At 51.2% G+C, this 17,993-nt stretch carries 14 protein-coding genes and 1 tRNA gene; 2 read left to right on the top strand and 13 right to left on the bottom strand.

Annotated elements, in window-relative coordinates; all coding sequences use genetic code 11:
* Both ACYUJT_RS11415 and ACYUJT_RS11420 read right to left on the bottom strand, forming a co-directional pair.
* The gene (locus ACYUJT_RS11415) at nt 1–1,023 is read right to left on the bottom strand and encodes an ABC transporter ATP-binding protein (RefSeq protein ID WP_460321933.1); all 1,023 of its coding nucleotides are present in this window, start codon (nt 1,021–1,023) and stop codon (nt 1–3) included.
* Between the two features lie 55 nt (nt 1,024–1,078).
* On the bottom strand, nt 1,079–1,903 hold the full coding sequence (locus tag ACYUJT_RS11420) for a GDSL-type esterase/lipase family protein (protein ID WP_460321935.1): 825 nt from the start codon (nt 1,901–1,903) through the stop codon (nt 1,079–1,081).
* Nucleotides 1,904–2,096: 193 nt separating this feature from the next.
* On the opposite strand from ACYUJT_RS11420, the gene ACYUJT_RS11425 reads away from it, so the two are divergent.
* Nucleotides 2,097–2,169: transfer RNA gene (locus ACYUJT_RS11425), tRNA-Lys, on the top strand.
* A 140-nt stretch (nt 2,170–2,309) separates the two neighbouring features.
* Here ACYUJT_RS11425 and ACYUJT_RS11430 read toward each other — a convergent pair.
* The 7 genes from ACYUJT_RS11430 to ACYUJT_RS11460 form a co-directional block, all read right to left on the bottom strand.
* Nucleotides 2,310–2,855 (bottom strand): CAP domain-containing protein, encoded by a 546-nt coding sequence (locus ACYUJT_RS11430; protein WP_460321937.1) that lies wholly within the window; start codon nt 2,853–2,855, stop codon nt 2,310–2,312.
* A gap of 257 nt (nt 2,856–3,112) precedes the next feature.
* On the bottom strand, nt 3,113–4,120 hold the full coding sequence (gene mglC, locus ACYUJT_RS11435; protein WP_460321939.1) for a galactose/methyl galactoside ABC transporter permease MglC: 1,008 nt from the start codon (nt 4,118–4,120) through the stop codon (nt 3,113–3,115).
* A gap of 26 nt (nt 4,121–4,146) precedes the next feature.
* Nucleotides 4,147–5,658, bottom strand: a complete 1,512-nt coding sequence (locus ACYUJT_RS11440) for a sugar ABC transporter ATP-binding protein (protein ID WP_460321941.1) — start codon at nt 5,656–5,658, stop codon at nt 4,147–4,149.
* A 165-nt stretch (nt 5,659–5,823) separates the two neighbouring features.
* Nucleotides 5,824–6,855, bottom strand: coding sequence for a galactose ABC transporter substrate-binding protein (locus ACYUJT_RS11445; RefSeq protein ID WP_460321943.1), 1,032 nt, complete (start codon nt 6,853–6,855; stop codon nt 5,824–5,826).
* Between the two features lie 235 nt (nt 6,856–7,090).
* The gene (locus tag ACYUJT_RS11450; protein WP_460321946.1) at nt 7,091–8,170 is read right to left on the bottom strand and encodes a substrate-binding domain-containing protein; all 1,080 of its coding nucleotides are present in this window, start codon (nt 8,168–8,170) and stop codon (nt 7,091–7,093) included.
* Nucleotides 8,167–9,957 (bottom strand): histidine kinase, encoded by a 1,791-nt coding sequence (locus ACYUJT_RS11455; protein WP_460321949.1) that lies wholly within the window; start codon nt 9,955–9,957, stop codon nt 8,167–8,169. Before ACYUJT_RS11455 ends, ACYUJT_RS11450 begins: the two co-directional genes overlap by 4 nt.
* Nucleotides 9,954–11,618, bottom strand: a complete 1,665-nt coding sequence (locus tag ACYUJT_RS11460) for a response regulator (protein ID WP_460321951.1) — start codon at nt 11,616–11,618, stop codon at nt 9,954–9,956. The genes ACYUJT_RS11455 and ACYUJT_RS11460 overlap by 4 nt, the downstream gene beginning before the upstream one ends.
* A gap of 209 nt (nt 11,619–11,827) precedes the next feature.
* Here ACYUJT_RS11460 and ACYUJT_RS11465 point away from each other — a divergent pair, with 209 nt between their 5' ends.
* Nucleotides 11,828–12,424 (top strand): hypothetical protein, encoded by a 597-nt coding sequence (locus tag ACYUJT_RS11465; protein ID WP_460321953.1) that lies wholly within the window; start codon nt 11,828–11,830, stop codon nt 12,422–12,424.
* A 120-nt stretch (nt 12,425–12,544) separates the two neighbouring features.
* On the opposite strand, the gene ACYUJT_RS11470 is transcribed toward ACYUJT_RS11465, so the two are convergent.
* The 4 genes from ACYUJT_RS11470 to ACYUJT_RS11485 form a co-directional block, all read right to left on the bottom strand.
* Nucleotides 12,545–13,003: a GNAT family N-acetyltransferase gene (locus ACYUJT_RS11470; protein WP_460321956.1), complete on the bottom strand. Its 459-nt coding sequence runs from the start codon at nt 13,001–13,003 to the stop codon at nt 12,545–12,547.
* On the bottom strand, nt 12,996–14,180 hold the full coding sequence (purT, locus tag ACYUJT_RS11475; protein WP_460321959.1) for a formate-dependent phosphoribosylglycinamide formyltransferase: 1,185 nt from the start codon (nt 14,178–14,180) through the stop codon (nt 12,996–12,998). The genes ACYUJT_RS11470 and purT overlap by 8 nt, the downstream gene beginning before the upstream one ends.
* Nucleotides 14,181–14,295: 115 nt before the next feature.
* Nucleotides 14,296–16,089, bottom strand: coding sequence for an ABC transporter ATP-binding protein (locus tag ACYUJT_RS11480; protein WP_460323269.1), 1,794 nt, complete (start codon nt 16,087–16,089; stop codon nt 14,296–14,298).
* A 58-nt stretch (nt 16,090–16,147) separates the two neighbouring features.
* Complete coding sequence (locus ACYUJT_RS11485) at nt 16,148–17,917, bottom strand: ABC transporter ATP-binding protein (RefSeq protein WP_460321961.1); 1,770 nt, start codon at nt 17,915–17,917, stop codon at nt 16,148–16,150.
* Nucleotides 17,918–17,993 lie beyond the last annotated feature (76 nt).

A 17,993-nucleotide genomic window follows, 5' to 3' on the forward strand; every position in this document is an offset into this window, starting at 1 on the left:
CTATTCAATGCTCTCACCTTCCGTCAATTCGAGGAATAGCTGCTCCAGCGTAGGATTGATCTTTTGTATGGCATGCACCTGAATTCCTTCCGCAACCAGCCGGGGCATTAGCGTCTGCACATCGTCAGGCAGCATTTGCGTCACGATGGCCTGCTCGCTCATCCCGGCAAGAATCGTATCGTCCAGCACATGATCGGGCTCCGAAATGATCGTGATTCCAGCGGTTGACAGCAGCTCTATGCCGCGCTCGTGCGGGGACAGCTCCCAAATGATATAATTCGAATTTTCGGAGATCAGCTCCTCTACGGCACCTACCGCCAATACACGTCCCCGGCTGATGATCGCTACGCGGTCGCACAACAATTGAATCTCGCTAAGCAAATGACTGGACACGAATACGGCTAGGCCTTCCTCGGCCAGCCGGCGAATGAATATCCGCAGCTCCTTAATTCCTTTCGGATCGAGTCCGTTCGTAGGCTCGTCCAAAATTAACAGCCTGGGGCGACCGAGTAAAGCCTGAGCGATGCCAAGCCGCTGACGCATGCCCAGGGAATAGGTTTTGACCTTATCGTGAATGCGCTGATCCAGGCCGACAACCTCCACCACTTCAGCGATTCGCCGCTCATCTATGCCGGGCACCATCCTGCCGAAATGCTGCAGGTTTTCCCAGCCCGTTAAATAAGGGTACATCTCAGGATTCTCCACGATCGAGCCGACATAGGCAAGCGCCTGCTCCGGCTGCTTTCTTACGTCGTATCCGCAGATCATCACCTTGCCCTCGGTCGGACGGATCAAATCGACGAGCATCCGAATCGTCGTCGTCTTTCCCGCGCCATTCGGACCCAGGAAGCCAAATACCTCGCCCTCCTGCACCTCAAATGTCACATCCTGCACGATCCACTTGCGCCCGATCCGCTTCCTCAGATGCTCCACGCTTAGCACCGTCTGCCGCTGCTTTCCGCCATGCTCATCCGTCCCTGCGCCGCTGTCCGGTGCAGGACGCCGCTTCGTTCCTGCGTTCATAAATTCCACTCCTTATTCCTGTATCTGCACCTGTAGGATGAATCCATTTCGAACATCATTTAATTCCCTGCAGCATCCGTTCTGCGATAATCTGGTATCCGGCACCATTCGGATGAAAATGATCGCTTGCCAAATATTTTTGCGAATTATATGTAAACAAATCATACGTCGGCACGACAAGGGTTCTTTCGCGCTTACGCAGAATATCCGTTGCAATATGATTCCACCGCGAGACGGCCTCATCGCCGATTTCCCTCATTCCCGGTAAGTCAGAGAACGGATTGTATAGGCTGATATAGACGAGCTGCGCCTGGGAATTGATATCCAGGATGCTGTCGGCAATGAGCCCAAGGCGCTCCGAAGCCTGCGTCACCGATTGCTCAAGCTCCGCTTCTGTAGGCAGCCTTCCACCTGACTGCAAGCTCTCCGCCCCTTTAAACAGGTCGTTCCCCCCGATCGACATGACGATGATATCAGCCTGGCTTAGGGAATACTGAACTCCTTTCTCGTTTAACAATTCAACGAGGCCTGCCGACGTCAAACCGTTAATGCCGAGGTTGTTCACCAGTTTAGAATCCGTTCCCTCTTTCTTGGCCAGCTCGACAAAACGTCTTGCGAACCCTTTGCCGCTGTCGTCTCCCGTTCCTTTGGAGAGCGAATCGCCAATGGCCGTGACGTTCAGGACATTTGCATGTTCCGGCGGAACGCCCGTCTCTTCGCCCGGTTGTTTCGCTATGCCCTGATTGAGCCCGATGCCGCTTCCTGCCGTCCCGGGCATAATCACGTCTCCAACTGCATATATAAATCCGGCAATAAGCAGTGCGGTGGACAACAGCGATATAACCCCGGTCGTCCGCCAAATCCGTGATGTGGATTTCATCTTGTTCCTTGTCCTCCTGTGCCATTATTTCCTTTTCCTTCGATCAATAATAACTTATCCAGCTAATAACTAACATAAAACTTCTTCCTCCAATAAGCAAATTGAGTTTCCAGAATAACCACAAAAAAACTAATTTAAAAAACTGGATTTTCAAAAAAGACAGGAGTATAATAATTTGTACAGGCAACAACGAGGGTTATTAGCTTAGCTGGTAGAGCAGCCGACTCTTAATCGGCAGGTCGCAGGTTCGACCCCTGCATAACCCATAATCAAGCTGAATGAGAGCTGTTTTCGCACCATTGCGGTATGCGGGAACAGCTCTTTTGTCGTTCATTCACAAGTGATCACATGGCTAAAAAAAATTACCCGGCAAGCCCAGCTGCCAGGTAAATCCTTGTTCTTCATTTTATTTACCGATGAATTCCTGAACCCAATGACCGTTATAATAGCCAACGCCTATTAAAGTATATTTCGAGTTCAAAATATTCGCTTTGTGCCCCGGGCTGTCCATCCAGGCCGCTACGACATCTGCCGGCGTCTTTTGTCCCTTGGCAATGTTCTCGCCCGCATACAGATAAGTGATATTGTAGGCGTCCATCATATCGAACGGCGAACCGTATTTCGGCGAGGTGTGGCTGAAATACTTGTTTTTGTACATATCAACCGCTTTGTCCTTAGCCATTTTGGTTAAGTTCGTATGCACTACAAGCGGCTTCAGTCCCGCGTTCTTCCGTTCCACATTCACTAAAGCAACTACCTTGGCCGCATTTTCTGCCTGAATTTTCGCATATACGGCCGCCATCTGTTTGGCGGATGACTTGGATGTCGAGGACGTGGCCGCATAGACCGCGCCGCCGCCGGATCCCGGCAGTCCCGGAACCGAAGCCAGCGATGCCGTCAAGCCGAGCAGCATTGCACCTGACAGGAATGCTTTTGCCTTCGATTTGTTCATGCTGTATTTCCTCCTTCAGACTCCTTACATTCTTTGGAGTATCTTGTCATATTCTAACATGACTTCCGAAATACTGCATGAGCAATTTATGGGAAAGCTCTTCCAAGTTTCCCAGGACAGAATTACGGACACAGAAGCCTTTATTACCGAAAAAATGCGCCAATATTCGTCCTAACGGACACACGATCCTCTATTAGTCCGTTACAACACCCGCTCGCATGCCACTCATTCCGCAATTGCAGGCCGAACCAATCTTATTACTTCTTAGCAGCATATTTCCGCATATCGAAGGCCACCGCCGCGACGATGATCGCCCCTTTAATGATTTGCTGCCAATATGGACCGACGCCGATGAACGTCAAACCATAGTTGATGACCGTAAATATAAGTACCCCGGCCATTACGCCCTGAACCTTGCCGATTCCGCCAGTCGTCGATACGCCGCCGACAACGCAAGCAGCGATGGCGTCGAGTTCGTACATGTTGCCGTAGTTGTTCGTGGCGCCGCCCGTGCGCGCCGCTTCAAGCACCCCGGCTAGGCCGTATAAAGCGCCGGCAATCGAATAAATAATGATCAGGTTTTTGGAGACGTTGATCCCCGATACCTTCGCGGCCTGTTCATTGCCGCCGATCGCATACATATTTTTGCCGAGTCTCGTTTTGTTGAACATGACCCATACGATAAAGCACACGAAAATGGCGATGATAACAATATTAGGTATGGTAAATTGCCCGATGCCGATGCTTCCCGAACCCATTTTCGTAAAATCGTCGCGCAGTCCGCCAATAGGTTGTGAATTATTCGGAGCCGTATCGAAATACAGCGAGTTGATGCCATAAATCGCTACCATGGAACCGAGCGTGGCGATAAACGGCGGAACCTTGAACTTCGACACGATGATTCCGTTGATCATCCCGAACACGAGGCCAACAGCGATCGCCAGTAGAATCGGAACGAACATCGGCATCTCCGGCAAATTCGGAAAGAACCGCCGCGGATAGTCCTGCATCTGCAGCATCGATGCCGAGATGACCGCCGTCAGGCCGACCATCCGCCCGGCGGACAAGTCCGTGCCTCCTGTGATCAGAATAAACGCTACCCCCAGGGCGATAATGACCCGTGTAGAGGATTGCGTCAAAATATCCCGGAGCGAGCTGATTCCTATAAAATTGGGATCATATATCGTAATCCCGATAATTAATACGGCCAGTACGATATAAATCGCATACTCAGATACGAACCCTTGCATTTTTTTAACATTCATGATCGTCTCTCCTTCTTCTCAAAGCCTTAATGCTGGGCGGCCAAAGTCATAATCTCTTTCTCAGTAGCTTTGTCCCCGTCCACGATGCCAGTAATCCGTCCCTCTGACATGACCACAATCCGGTCAGACATGCCAAGCAGCTCGGGCATTTCAGAGGAGATCATGATAATGCTCTTCCCTTGCTCCGCCAGCTCGGCGATGATGGAATAAATCTCGAACTTGGCGCCAACGTCGATTCCCCGCGTAGGTTCATCCAGCAGCAGGATTTCCGGCTCCGTAAGCAGCCATCTGGCCAGCAGCACCTTCTGCTGATTGCCGCCTGACAAATTCATGATCAGCGTCTTATGAGTGGGCGTCTTCGTCCGCAGCTTCTCGACCATCGCGTTGACCTCGCGCTTTTTCGTCTTCTCGTCAAGCAGCCCATACGGCTTCACGTATCGCCTCATATTGGCGATGGCCCCGTTCTCATGCACCGATAACACCGAGAAAATTCCCGTTGTGCGCCGTTCCTCCGTCAGCAGCGCGAGTCCAAGCTTCTTGGCATCGCTGGTGCTGCGGATGTTCACGGCTTTGCCGTTGATCTCGATCGTGCCGGACGCGATTTTGCGCAGCCCAAACAAAGCCTCGACGAGTTCGGTGCGCTGCGCGCCCACGAGGCCGCCGATGCCAAGGATCTCTCCTCTCCGCAGCTCAAAGGAAATATTTTTGAATGACTTCGGATCCGAGGAAGTCAAGTTATCCACCTTCAGAATGACTCCATCCGGCTGGTTATGGCGGTCAGGGAAGCGCTGCGTCAGATCCCGTCCAACCATCTTGGATATGATGAGATCCGTCGTCATTTCCACTGCCGGCCACGTACCGATTTTTTGCCCATCGCGCATAATCGTTACGTCGTCCGATATTCGCAAAATTTCTTCCATCTTGTGCGAAATATATATGATTGCGACTCCGCGTTTCTTCAAATCATTTATGATACGGAACAAATGCTCAACTTCCACGCTGGTCAGCGAGGAGGTCGGTTCGTCCATAACGATGATCTTCGAGTTGAATGAAACCGCCTTCGCAATTTCGATCGATTGTATTTTCGAGACCGATAATTTCCCGACCAGAATGTCGGGCTCTATGGGAATATCGAGCTCTTTAAATAGCTCCTGTGTATCCATGTACATCTTGCGGTGGTCGACGATCTTGAATGGCCCAAGCCCGCGCATCGGGAATCGTCCAAGCCATATATTTTCCATCACATTGCGATAAGGCACAGGATGCAGCTCCTGATGAATCATAGAGACGCCTAGCGATAGCGCATCCCGGGAATTGTTGATTTCCGCTTTCTTACCCTGAATGTATATCTCTCCGCCGTCCGGACTATAAATGCCGAATAGGCATTTCATCAGTGTCGATTTGCCTGCTCCATTCTCACCCATAAGAGCATGAACGGTGCCCGGCCTCACCTGGAGTGTCACTCCGTCAAGCGCTTTGACGCCCGGAAATTCTTTCGTAATATTTTTCATTTCGAGCATATATGGTTGTTCAGACATCGTATACGCCTCCTGATTGAATTGTCGCATGAGAGGCACAGCAAGCGTTTCCCCCAGTAAATCATCCTATCTGATATGAAGCTAGAAAAAAGGGAGGCTCGCTACCGAAAAAGGCATCGAACCTCCTTTCCTCTCTCTTGCTGAGAAGTCCCGCTGTTCCGTGACTTACTTAAACTCGGCTGCGTTTTCCTTCGTTACTTTCTGGTAAGGAATCCAGATGAACTGATTATCAGAAATTTCAAAGCCTACGCTCTCACTTGTAATTTCCTCGCCCTTAGCCAGCTTGGTAGCTAGCGTAACCGCGGCTTTGCCTTGGTTCTGCGCATCGTTCAGCACCGTTCCAAGCATCGTCCCTTGCTCAAGAGCTTGCAGTGCCGGTGCCGTAGCATCCACGCCTACAACCGGAATGTATTTGTCTCCCGTAAAGTAGCCGGCCGCTTTAAGCGCTTCGATGGCACCCAGGGCCATATCGTCGTTATTGGCCAGCACGGCTTCGATTTTATCGCCGTTGGCCGCGAGGAACGCCGCCATTTTCTCCTGGCCTTTAACCCGATCCCACATCGCCGTATCCTCATTCACTTTCTCAACTTTGATTCCGGCATCCTCGATGGCCTGAATGGAATACTGGGTACGCAGTTCAGCATCCTGGTGCCCTGGCTCGCCCTTCAGCATGACGTATTGCAGCACGCCGTCCCCGTTCTTGTCGGCTTCCGGATGAGCTTTCCAATAATCCGCGATAATCTGGCCGGATAATGTGCCAGACTCTTCCGCTCTAGCACCGACGTAATAGACCTTGTCCCATTTCTTCATATCTTCAGGCAGCGGCTCCCGGTTCAGGAACACAACAGGCGTGTCTTTGGCCTTTGCTTTATCAATAATAACGCCGGCGGCAGTACGGTCCACCGGATTGATGACCAGTGCATTGGTTTTCTTCGTGAGGAATAAGTCGACTTTATCATTTTGAGTAGGCTGAGAGTTCTGACTGTCGACGATCTCCAGCTTGGCAATCCCTTCCCCATTCTGCCGGATTGAGTTGCGCACTCCAGTCATGAAAGTATCATCGAATTTGTAGATAGCCACGCCGACGCTCGGCGTCGAGCCTGCGCCCGAACCCTCCTTATTTCCGCCGTTCGAGCAACCAGCCAGCGCTGTGCCAAGTAGAGCGGCAGCCAGCATAGCAGAAGCAATTTTCTTCATCGTTTTGACCTCCTGAAATCAATTTCGTTTCTTTATCTTTGTAGTTACGATTACATTATGCCGGGTTTTTCCAAGAAAGCGAATCTAAAATACTGAGATGTTCTATGAAAATTCTGATCAAATGCATCACAATATTCATATCGTTAAAACAAAAAGACCTAAAAAAATACTCCCTGATAGAGAGCGTTTCTCTATAGGGAGTATTACTGGGGCTGAAACAGCAGCCCCCCCAGCATCACTGTACAAACGGGAACAGCAGCTTCTGATGCTCCGGCCAAAGCATATTGTCCAAATCGATCAGCTTCGTGGCCGTCGGGATCCGATCATCCAGCTTCTCGCCGCGGGCGGCTTGGACGGCGGCGGCCACAGCCAAGTAACCGTTGTTGAACGGATTCTGGACGACCATCGCCTGCACCTTGTCCTCCTGCATCAGCTCCAGCATCTCCGGCGGATTGTCGAAGGTGATCATCTTGACGATCCCGCCGTAGCCGAGATCGCTGACCGCCCTTCCAGCCCCGATCGAGGATTCGGCGCTTAAGGAGACCAGTCCGTCTATCCCGGGGTATTTCGCCAGCATCTCCCTCGTCAACTGGTACGCAAGCTCTTCGTCGGAGCCGCAATATTGAATATCGACGACCTCGATGCCGGGAAAGCGGGCCACGTAATCAAGGAACCCTTCCTCCCGCTGGTCAGCGTTCCGCGCCCCTTTCACGAAATTGACGATACCGACCTGGCTGTTCTTTCCGATCAGCTGCACCAACCGCTCGGCAGCCTTCTGTCCAGCTTCATAATTATTGGTGCCCACGTATGTCTTCACCTTCGTGGAGGCGACCTCCGAGTCCATGGAAATCACGGGAATATCATAATAAGAGGAACGGTCCGTCACCTGGCCGAGCGCTTCATAGTCACTGGCCGACAAAATGATGGCGTCCGGACGGCGGGCGATGGATTCCTCCATCAACGCGATTTGATCCCTGTAGTCGTTCTCGTTATTCGGCGCCATGTAATTGAGCTGGACATTATACTCCTTCGCGGCAACCTCTGCTCCCATGCGAATCGTTCGCCAATAATCCCCGCGATCCAGCTTGACGATCATGTCGATGACCAGCACGTTCCGTTCATGCTGCGGGTTTACAGATGAGGTACAGGAAGCCAGCAAGATCATCGCAAGCAGCAGAGGCACAGCCCGAAGTGTCCGCTTGGCGCGAGGCTCGCTTAACCGCAATCCCGAGCGTCCTGAATGACCGGCCTGTTCCATGTCACGCACCTTACAGCCATTACCTCTGAACACTTTTCGTTTCTGGATTGCTTTCATGCTCTCTCCCTCCTCTGTACGCTTTCCGCCTTGACGACAGGGATATTAACCGATACGATCGTGCCTTCTTCCAGCTCACTTTCGAATTGCAGCCCGTAAGCAGCCCCATAATACAAGGCTATCCGCTCCTGGACATTCCGTACCCCTACGCCGGACCCGGAGCCACTTTCGCTTCGTGCATCCCCTGCCCGCACTTTTGCTAACTTATCCGAGCTCATTCCAACGCCGTTATCCTTAATTTGCAGCCGCAATTGCCCGTTCTCAAGAGCTACGTATATCCCAATGAAACCTTCCTCTGCCAGTTGCTCGATACCATGATGAATCGCATTTTCTACTAGAGGCTGCAAGATCAGCTTCAGCGTCAGGCAATCAAGCGCTGCTTCCTCGCATTTGATTTCATACCGGAATTTATTCTTGAAGCGAATCGTCTGAATGATTAAATAATGCCGGACATGCTCCAGTTCCTCTTGAACCGAAATAATATGACTACCCTTGCTCAAACTGATGCGGAAAAAGCGCGACAGCGACGTAATCGTCGTCACAACCTCCTCGTTGCGTCCCATTTCAGCCATACGTGTCACCGAGTTCAGCGTGTTGTAGAGAAAATGCGGGTTAATCTGCGATTGCAGCACGTCGAGCTCGCTTCGTCGCTTAGCTTCCTGCTCGTCAATAATTTGATCCATCAGTTCGCGAATGCGCCGCAGCATTAAGTTAAACCGCTTGGACAACTGCTCCACTTCATACACCCCGCTCACATCGACGACCGTGCGGAAATTTCCTTTTTCGACCATTTTGACGGAACGCTCCAGTCTGCGGATCGGTTGCGATATTTTGGCGGAGACGTAAATCGATACGATCAATACAATTACGATCACACTAAGCAGAAACCATACGATGAAATCGCGCAGCTCCTGCTTCGTAGTCAGAAACTCCTCGACATAGGCAACCCCGACGATTTTCCACCCGATCGGATCGACCGTTTGAATCAAAATAATGCGCTGCTCGCCCTCCGACTCGTCCAAATAGCTTCCGAAACTGTAACCTAGGACCGGCTCCAAATTCTCATATTTCAGACCGGCGTAAATCAACTGCTGCTGGGGGTGATACACGATATTCCCGGCCGCATCAATAATGTAGACGTAGCCCTGCTTGCCCAAAATCACGCTCTTGCTAAGCTCATCAATCGTTCGAAAGTTAACGTCGATCACAAGTACGCCTTCTTTAATTTGCTCTCCGTCGTAATATTGGATTATTTTGCTCATCGAAACGACCCACCGGTACTGCCACTTGAATAAATTTTGAATATGCGGCGGCGTAAACTGCAGCTTACCCGGATTTTTCTTAGCCATTTCAAACCAGGACTGCTCGGTTAGCTTCGTATTTTGCCGCATCGGTATAGAAGGTACATTGCGGACGAGCTCCCCCTCCGTCGAAAAAAGCGCGATCGAAACGAGATCCTCGCGTGTGCCCAAAATCGTTCCGAGCTGCTCCTCCAGCTTTGCGTCGCTCCATTTGCTGCCCTCGTTGATCTTCTCCTCCGCGACCTCGAAAATATCCTCCATCCCGTTGACGTACAGCTCCAAATTCGCGTTGACCTGCTCGATAATTTGATTGAGGTTCAAATACGTATTCTGTTCCGAAGCTTTCGAGAAACGGTCAAACAGCATGTAGCTGACCAGGATGACGACAAACACCGTAATCGAAATCGTTGATAAGGAAATGATCGTCTGGATTTTCCGCATATGGAAGTGCTTGATGAACGGGCTGGCATGCCTCAGCCACTTCATGGCTGCTCCGCTCCGTTACGATATTCCTTCGGCGAGATCCCGAACTTCTTGCGGAAGCAGAAGCTGAAATAGTTAGCATCGGAAAAGCCAACCCGTTCAGCGATTTCAAACGCTTTCAATTCCGTGCTGCGAAGTAAATACTGCGCTGCCTCCATCCGGACGCCCAGCAAATAATTCACGAAGGTCGTTTTCATTTCCCGTTTGAAAATATTGCTGAAATAGCCTGTGCTGATATGCAAGTGTCTGCATACTATATTGATGGAAATATCACTATCATGAAAATTGGCCTGAATGTATTCCTTTGCCTCGGCCACCAATTGGCTATAGCTGGACTGGCGCTCCGAAGCAATTGAACCCCTCAGCTTGGCGCATATGCCGATAAACCACGTCTTCGCTTCGCTTGCATGATTGATTTTCGCGAAATGCCCGAGCAATGACCCTTCATTTCCGAACAACTGATCCAAATTGGCCCCAGACTCTTTAGTGACCCGAATGACCGTTGTCAGCATTTCCAGCAAATGGACTTGAAAATCCTCGTAGGACACTTTACTGCCCACCATCACTGAGAACAACTCATCCAGCAAATTCTGCAATTCCAAATCGCTTCCGACCTTCAGGCAGCGGGTCAGTTCCTTCTCACGGGTGTCGTCGTAAATGAACGGAATGCTCTGCCGCGACTCAACATCTTGAATCCAAATTACTTTATTATGGCCGAGGATAAGCCGATAATCCAGCGCCTGTTGGGCCTCCTCGTAAGATATCGTCAGATCACTGAGCTTCTGTACGACAGAGCCGCCCCCCGCCGTGATGCTAAGCTTGAGGTAACGCTCAACGCTGAAGCGGATTTCTTCCAGTATTGCTAGTGTTCGTACGGAATTATGCTCTTTGTCATCTTCCGGGCATATGCTCAGCAGCACGACGACATCGTGATGAATAAAGGCCCGTCCGAATTGTTCCCTCTTCATGATTTCATCCGCGATATTTAGCACGGCGAACAACTGCAGTTGATTGTCTTTCATATCCCGCAAAGAAGGCGGCCTGACAACCGACGGATCGCTGCCGTCTTCATCCTCTAGCTCCGTCAATGCGGGAGAGTCTACGCTAATGACCGAAACCATGTAGCCTTCCCCGACCAGATCAAGCTCATAATTTCGGCTCTTCTCCCGGATTTCCGCATCCGGCAGACGGCGGGATACGAGCGAGGAAAGGAACAAGCTTTGCAGTACCGGCAAGCTTTGGCGGTAATGCTCGGTCAGGGTTCGCACATTTTCACGTGCTGCCAGTTCCTCATCGATATTGCGCTTTACCTTACGGAGCACTTCGGCCAATTCTGCCGAAGAGAACGGCTTTAAGATATATTCATCGATTTGCAAGCGGATCGCCTGCTGAGCATACTCGAATTCCTCAAAGCCCGTCAGGATGATGATTTTAATCGAAGGATACTGGTTTCTAATCCAGTCGGACAACTGCAAGCCGTTCATGAACGGCATTTGAATATCGGTGACAACGACATCGGGTACGTGTTTTTCGATCAGCTCAGCCGCTTCTTTCCCGTTCTCTGCTGTATCCATAACGGTGAAGCCCAGGCCGGCCCAATCGATCTGCTCGACGAGCCCTTCCCGCACGTCCGCTTCATCATCAGCCAATATTAATTTGTACATTTGTAAATCACCCCTCTATTTGGAGCAATATGAAACTATGTATGTATTCCTAGATTTCCACCCGATTTTATAATATTGACCGCCAAATGTAAACTATAGGGCCAAGACTATAGTCTAGGATTATTTGCGGCTTTAGGCGGTTTTGCTATTCCCCCAATTGGCATACCATGGTAATATCAATAATTGGTAGTACATAACCTATAAATTTAATGGCGGTTGAAAAAGATATGAACAATGATACGCAAATTTATATTCTGCTGAGTAATCCGCGGACCATCGTCACGAAATTAATCGGTTTGTACACTAGAGCGAAATACAACCATGCCTCGATCGCATTTGACTCTGAACTTCGTGAAGTGTACAGCTTCGGCCGTAAGCATCCGCTCATTCCCGTTTTCGGCGGATTCGTTAAAGAGAACATTCACTCCGGCGTCTTCGAGAAAGCTACATGCGCCATCTACAGCTGCCGCGTAAGTAGAACTACATATGAACAGATGCGCAACTACGTCCGGCAATTCGAGGAGAACGACGAGCTTTATAGTTATAATTTTCTCGGCATCCTCGGCATCATCCTCAACATGGAGCTTGGCGGAGAGAATTCCTACTTCTGCTCTCAATTCGTCAGTACCGTCTTTCAGCAAGGCGGCGTACATCTCGTAAATAAATCTGCTGCCCTCACGACCCCCGCTGACTTGGAAGCCTGCTCCCATCTTGAGCTAATATTCCAGGGAAAGCTGGATACCTACCGTCAGCTTTGCCGCTATCGCCGAAGCAGTAATCTCCAGCAGCCATCCTACGTCGTATAGCAGCTTCGCATCGTTCTGCCTCAGACCTTAATGAAATAGCAAAGAACCTCGCCTAAGGCGAGGTTCTTCTCTTCTTGTTCTGTTATATTCTTAGGTTCGATATCTAGTGCTTCTATGGCACTATGAATCTAAAGATTTGCTAAGACGGTAGCCTCGGCAGATAAAGCCCACATGCTCATAAAAGGTCTTCGCCAGCATATGGCGTTCCCCTCCCGCAGACAATACAAGCTGCAGACTCCCCTGCTCCATAGCCCAAGCTTCAGCCGCCTCAACTAGCCGACGGCCGACCCCGGTACCCCGGTGCTGCTCATCCACAACCATTGCTGTAATCTGCGTCACTGGATGACTCATGTCATGCGTCTGATGCTGCTTCAAAAAGGTTGTACCCACAAGCTTGCCATTCAACTCCGCGACGAAACTGCATAGGAGCGGATGCTCCTCCAACATGCTAAGACGCTCCTTAAGCACGCTTGGCGTCGTCGGGTATTTCAACTGGCGCATTAAGGGCAGCATCTGATCGACGTCCTGAGAAAGACTTCTACGAATGACTAAAGTCGGTGCCAACACCATACTACTCATTGACTTTTACCACCTTTAATGAGCTAGCCGCTTGTTTAGCGCGGCTGCGAGCTGTTTCTACATTCTCTGCTCCACTGAGAGCAACGGCCATCCGTCTTCCCTGCTTGCTAAGCGGTTTGCCAAATACGCGAATTTGCGTTCTCGGCACACATAGCGCTTCCTCCATGCCTGCGATAACGAAGGCCTCTCCTTCCAGATCGCTTTTAAGCGTCGCAGACGCCCCAGGCGTCAGCAATTCAACGGAAGGAATCGGAAACCCCAGAATCGCCCGTACATGCAAGGCAAACTCCGATAAATCCTGAGTAATCATCGTTACCATGCCGGTATCATGCGGCCTCGGGGATACTTCGCTGAAAACGACCCCATCCTCTGTCAAGAACAATTCAACGCCGAACACGCCGTAGCCGCCGAGGGCATCGGTAACTTTACGGGCGATCTCCTGCGCCTCCGCTAGCTGAGCTGCGCTCATGGCATGAGGCTGCCATGATTCGATATAATCCCCGTCCTGCTGAACGTGCCCGATTGGCGGACAGAACACCGTTCCCGAGGAAGCTCGAACGGTCAACAACGTAATTTCGCTAGTAAAAGGGATAAAAGCTTCAACAATAACCCGCGTTTGCTTCGCGCGGGCGCCTTCCAGTGCAGCCTGCCAGCAACTCGACACGTCTCCAGGCTCCCGGCATACACTTTGGCCCTTGCCGGATGAGCTCATAAGCGGTTTGATGACACAAGGATAACCGACCTCGGCAGCGGCCGATTCCAGCTCCTCCAGGCTGCTGGCAAACCGGTAATCTGCCACCCTCAGTCCCAGCTCTTCTGCAGCAAGCCGCCTGATGCCTTCCCGGTCCATCGTCAGCCTTGCTGCTGTAGCGGTCGGAATGACCCTATAGCCCTCCCGCTCAAGCTCAACAAGTACATCGGTAGCAATCGCTTCGATTTCCGGAACAATAAGATCCGGCGAGACGCTGACGATCAAGGAACGCAGCGCCTCGCCGTCCAGCATATCCATGACATGGGACTCATGTGCGACTCCCATTGCGGGCGCGTGCTCGTAGCGGTCGACAGCGATGCATTTGACGCCGAGCCGCTGAGCTTCAATTACCACTTCCTTGCCCAATTCCCCACTGCCAAGCAGCATAATGCTCTTGGCATGATCTGATAGAGGAGCACCCCACATGACTACAGATATCCCCCTTGATTGATGAGAGTTAATTCGTCTTCATCTATTTTCGGGTTTTATGAGAAATAAAGCAATAGTTCGACATTAAAATGTGATTAAAATCTTCAGAAAATTACAAAAAACGAAACTGTGCTTCGACAAGACCGCTGTAAATTCCCTTTTGTTCCATTAATTGTCCATGAGAGCCCTGCTCCTTGATCTCCCCATGGTCCAATACGACAATATTATCGGCATTGCGGATTGTCGACAAGCGGTGGGCAACGATGAAGGATGTTCTGCCCTTCAGCAGCACCTTCAGCGCTTCCTGGATTTTCAGCTCGGTTTCTGTATCAATGCTTGCCGTCGCTTCATCGAGAATCAGAATGCGAGGATTGGCCAGCAGCGCCCGCGCAAACGACAGCAGCTGACGCTGCCCCATCGACAAGGCATTGCCGCGTTCCTCCACCTCGGTATCATAGCCGCCCGGAAGCTTCATGATGAAATCATGGGCATCCACCGCTTTCGCCGCCGCTTCAACTTCTTCATCGGTCGCATCAAGGCGTCCGAAGCGAATATTGTCGCGAATGCTGCCCGAGAAGATGAATGTATCCTGGAGCACGATACCAATTTGGCTTCTGAGGCTTTGAACGGTAACGTCGCGGATATCTTGGCCGTCGATGCGCACCGCTCCTTCTGTCGTATCATAGAACCGGCTGAGCAGGTTAATGATCGTACTTTTCCCCGAGCCGGTATGTCCGACAAGAGCTATCGATTGGCCCGAATGCACGTTCAAGGAAATTCCTTTCAGTGCTTGCCGGCCCTTCTCATATTCAAATATGACGTTCTTGAACTCAATATTCCCTTCGATTGGCGGAATCGGCTTGGCTCCCGGCTTATCCGCGATGCTCGGCTCCTCATCAATGAATTCGAAGATGCGTTCAGAGGAGGCCATGGCGACAAGCAATTGGTTATACATCATACCAAGACGGTTGATCGGATCCCAGAAGTTCCCTACATAGTTGCTGAACGCCACCAGCAGGCCGATGGTCAGCTGCCCCGAATGGATCATGTACGCGCCGAGCATAAATAAGATAAAGGTTCCCATACCGCCGGTGATTTCGATAATCGGGCCAAACATTTGGTTCATGGCCGACGCTTTATCCCACGACTTTCTGCTGTCCATGTTCATCGTATCGAAGTATTTCATGTTCTCTTGCTCCTGCGTGTACGCCTGAGTCACACGAATGCCCTGAATCGATTCGTTCAGATGGGAATTGATCCGGGAATTTCGCATCCGCACCTCCTGCCAGGCAATCCGGATCTTCTGCCTTAGCTTCGTGGATACGAAGAACATAATCGGTACGGTGATCATGACCGCCAGTCCGAGCTGCCAGTTGATCAGCAGCAGGATGATGACGATCCCCGCCAATTGCACGCAGTCGATCATCAAATTGACCACGCCGTTCGTGAACAGATCCTGCAGCGAGTTCACGTCGTTTGTGACCCGCACGAGCACGGAGCCGGCTGGCCGCTTGTCAAAAAAGTTGAACGACAGCTTCTGAATATGTTTGAACAAGTCCGAGCGCAGATCGTAAATGACCCTCTGCCCGATGATATTCGTATATTTGATGCGGAGCCTGCTGGAAACCCACTGTACGATGTATAACGCAGCGATGATTCCAGTCAGAATGTAGAGCAGTTTAAGGCTTGGGCTCCCGCTTTCCGGAGCGATCGCTTTATCGATCGCGATACTTGTCAAATACGGAACGGTCAGCTTAGTAATCGTACCCAGCACCGTCATCAGCAGCACGAGCGGCAGCATCTGCCTTGCATAAGGTTTCATATAAGCGAACAAGCGCCTGAACTGCTTCCAGTCAAAGGCCTTGTCGATCAGTTCGTCGTCCTGATAGACGAAGCGATCCTCGATCCGCGTCTTCTGCTTCTTTCCCTTGAACGCCTGATTGCTGCGGGTTTCAGTATGCACGCTACATCACCTTCCCTTCATTGCCCCGTTTAGCCCGGGACAAATGGTCCGCATATTGGATATGGTACACGTCCTGATACGGCCCAGGGACCTCAATCAGTTCCTCATGGCTGCCGCGCTGGACGATCCGCCCTTCATCGAGGACAAGGATTTCATCCGCATGGCGAAGCGATGATATGCGGTGGGCGATAATGAATGTGGTCCGGCCCTGCATCACTTCCTGGAAACCCGACTGGATTTCGTGCTCGGTCTCCATGTCCACGGCGCTCGTCGCGTCGTCGAGAATTAGAATCCGCGGATTTTTGAGCAGCGCCCGCGCGATGGCGATCCGCTGCTTCTGTCCGCCTGACAGCCCCATGCCTCGCTCGCCGACCACAGTATCGTAGCCGTCCGGCAATTCCATGATGAAATCGTGAGCCTTGGCAAGTTTGGCGGCATGAATGATCTCTTCCATTGAGACTTGCGTCATGCCGTAAGCGATATTGTTTCGAATCGTGGAAGAGAACAGGAACGTCTCCTGAAACACGGTCGCAATCCCGCTACGCAGGCTCTTGATGCGGATGTCCCTGATGTCTCTTCCATCCAGGCGAATGCTACCCTCGTTCACGTTGTAGGCGCGCATCAGCAGCTGAATAATCGTCGATTTGCCGGAGCCCGTGCCGCCAAGAAACCCGATGACCGAACCCGGCTCTGCCGTAAAATGGATATCCGTAACCGCTGGCATCTTATTGCCATAAGCAAACGTCACATGGTCGAACTCCACTTTGCCTTTCACGTTCTCCAAATCCAAGTCGACCGCGTCAGTCTCATCCTTCACGTCTACGTTCTGGTTCAATACTTCCAGCACCCGCTCACCCGAAGCCTTGGATTGGGTGTAGTTGTTGATATGGAAGCCAAGCCCCCACATTGGTCCGATTATGAACCAAATCAAGCTGAAGAAGGCGACCAAGTCTCCGAGCGTCAGCTGTTCCTTAACGACGAGCGTTCCCCCTACAGCCAGCAGGACAGCTACGCTGATAGAGGCCAGCAGCTCCATAACGGGGAAGAACCTGCTCCACAGCATCGAGGCAAAAATCTGGTTATCCTTGTACCGCTCATTCCGGTGCGAGAATTTCTCCATCTCGTAAGGCTCTCGCGCAAAGGATTTGACCGTCCGCACCCCAGTTACGTTCTCCTGAACCGCTGTCGTCAGCGAGCTCAGGGCAAGGCGCATTTCCTGAAAAGCAGGGTGAATCTTTGACTCGAATTTTAGTGCAACCGCAGCCAGAAACGGAATCGTAATCATCGTGATCAGCGTCAACTGCCAATGAATCGACATCATCATAGCCGCACCGAAGATAACCATAAGCACCAAATTGAGCAGCTGTGCGAACCCGAAGCCGACGAAGTTACGAATGGCCTCCAGGTCCCCGGTCAGCCGGGACATCAGATCGCCTGTTTTTGCTTTATCATAATAGCGGAACGATAGGAATTGCAGCTTCTCGTAACAGGCATTCCGCAGCCGGTAAGCGAGATAGTTTCCGAGTCTTCCACCGAAAAATCCATGTAAAAACTGCAAAAAGGCTTTGATGATTACGACGCCGAGCGCTGTCAAAGCAATCCACAGCACCCCGTCATACTTTCCTGGACGAATTACGTCGTCAATCAGTTTTCTGAGCAGCAGCGGATACACGAGCCCAAAGCCCGTCGCTGCCGCGAGGCATAGAATCGACAAAATCAAATAGGTTCGTCGTTCCCGGTAATATCCTCTTAATTGCCTAAGTACTTCCATGTCGTTCCCTCCCAGTAACGCTTGTCATCGATGGTTTGCAACTTCTAGGATTTGCCCCTCTTCGCGACTGCCGCGT

The sequence above is a fragment of the Paenibacillus sp. YSY-4.3 genome (assembly GCF_054767475.1).

Bases quoted from the DNA above. Each gene is read 5' to 3' on its own strand.
- ACYUJT_RS11450 (WP_460321946.1), bottom strand. From the start codon at position 8,170: ATGAAAGCAATCCAGAAACGAAAAGTGTTCAGAGGTAATGGCTGTAAG.
- ACYUJT_RS11445 (WP_460321943.1), bottom strand. From the start codon at position 6,855: ATGAAGAAAATTGCTTCTGCTATGCTGGCTGCCGCTCTACTTGGCACA.
- ACYUJT_RS11415 (WP_460321933.1), bottom strand. From the start codon at position 1,023: ATGAACGCAGGAACGAAGCGGCGTCCTGCACCGGACAGCGGCGCAGGG.
- ACYUJT_RS11455 (WP_460321949.1), bottom strand. From the start codon at position 9,957: ATGAAGTGGCTGAGGCATGCCAGCCCGTTCATCAAGCACTTCCATATG.
- purT (WP_460321959.1), bottom strand. From the start codon at position 14,180: ATGTGGGGTGCTCCTCTATCAGATCATGCCAAGAGCATTATGCTGCTT.
- ACYUJT_RS11420 (WP_460321935.1), bottom strand. From the start codon at position 1,903: ATGAAATCCACATCACGGATTTGGCGGACGACCGGGGTTATATCGCTG.
- mglC (WP_460321939.1), bottom strand. From the start codon at position 4,120: ATGAATGTTAAAAAAATGCAAGGGTTCGTATCTGAGTATGCGATTTAT.
- ACYUJT_RS11485 (WP_460321961.1), bottom strand. From the start codon at position 17,917: ATGGAAGTACTTAGGCAATTAAGAGGATATTACCGGGAACGACGAACC.
- ACYUJT_RS11430 (WP_460321937.1), bottom strand. From the start codon at position 2,855: ATGAACAAATCGAAGGCAAAAGCATTCCTGTCAGGTGCAATGCTGCTC.
- ACYUJT_RS11440 (WP_460321941.1), bottom strand. From the start codon at position 5,658: ATGTCTGAACAACCATATATGCTCGAAATGAAAAATATTACGAAAGAA.
- ACYUJT_RS11470 (WP_460321956.1), bottom strand. From the start codon at position 13,003: ATGAGTAGTATGGTGTTGGCACCGACTTTAGTCATTCGTAGAAGTCTT.
- ACYUJT_RS11465 (WP_460321953.1), top strand. From the start codon at position 11,828: ATGGCGGTTGAAAAAGATATGAACAATGATACGCAAATTTATATTCTG.
- ACYUJT_RS11460 (WP_460321951.1), bottom strand. From the start codon at position 11,618: ATGTACAAATTAATATTGGCTGATGATGAAGCGGACGTGCGGGAAGGG.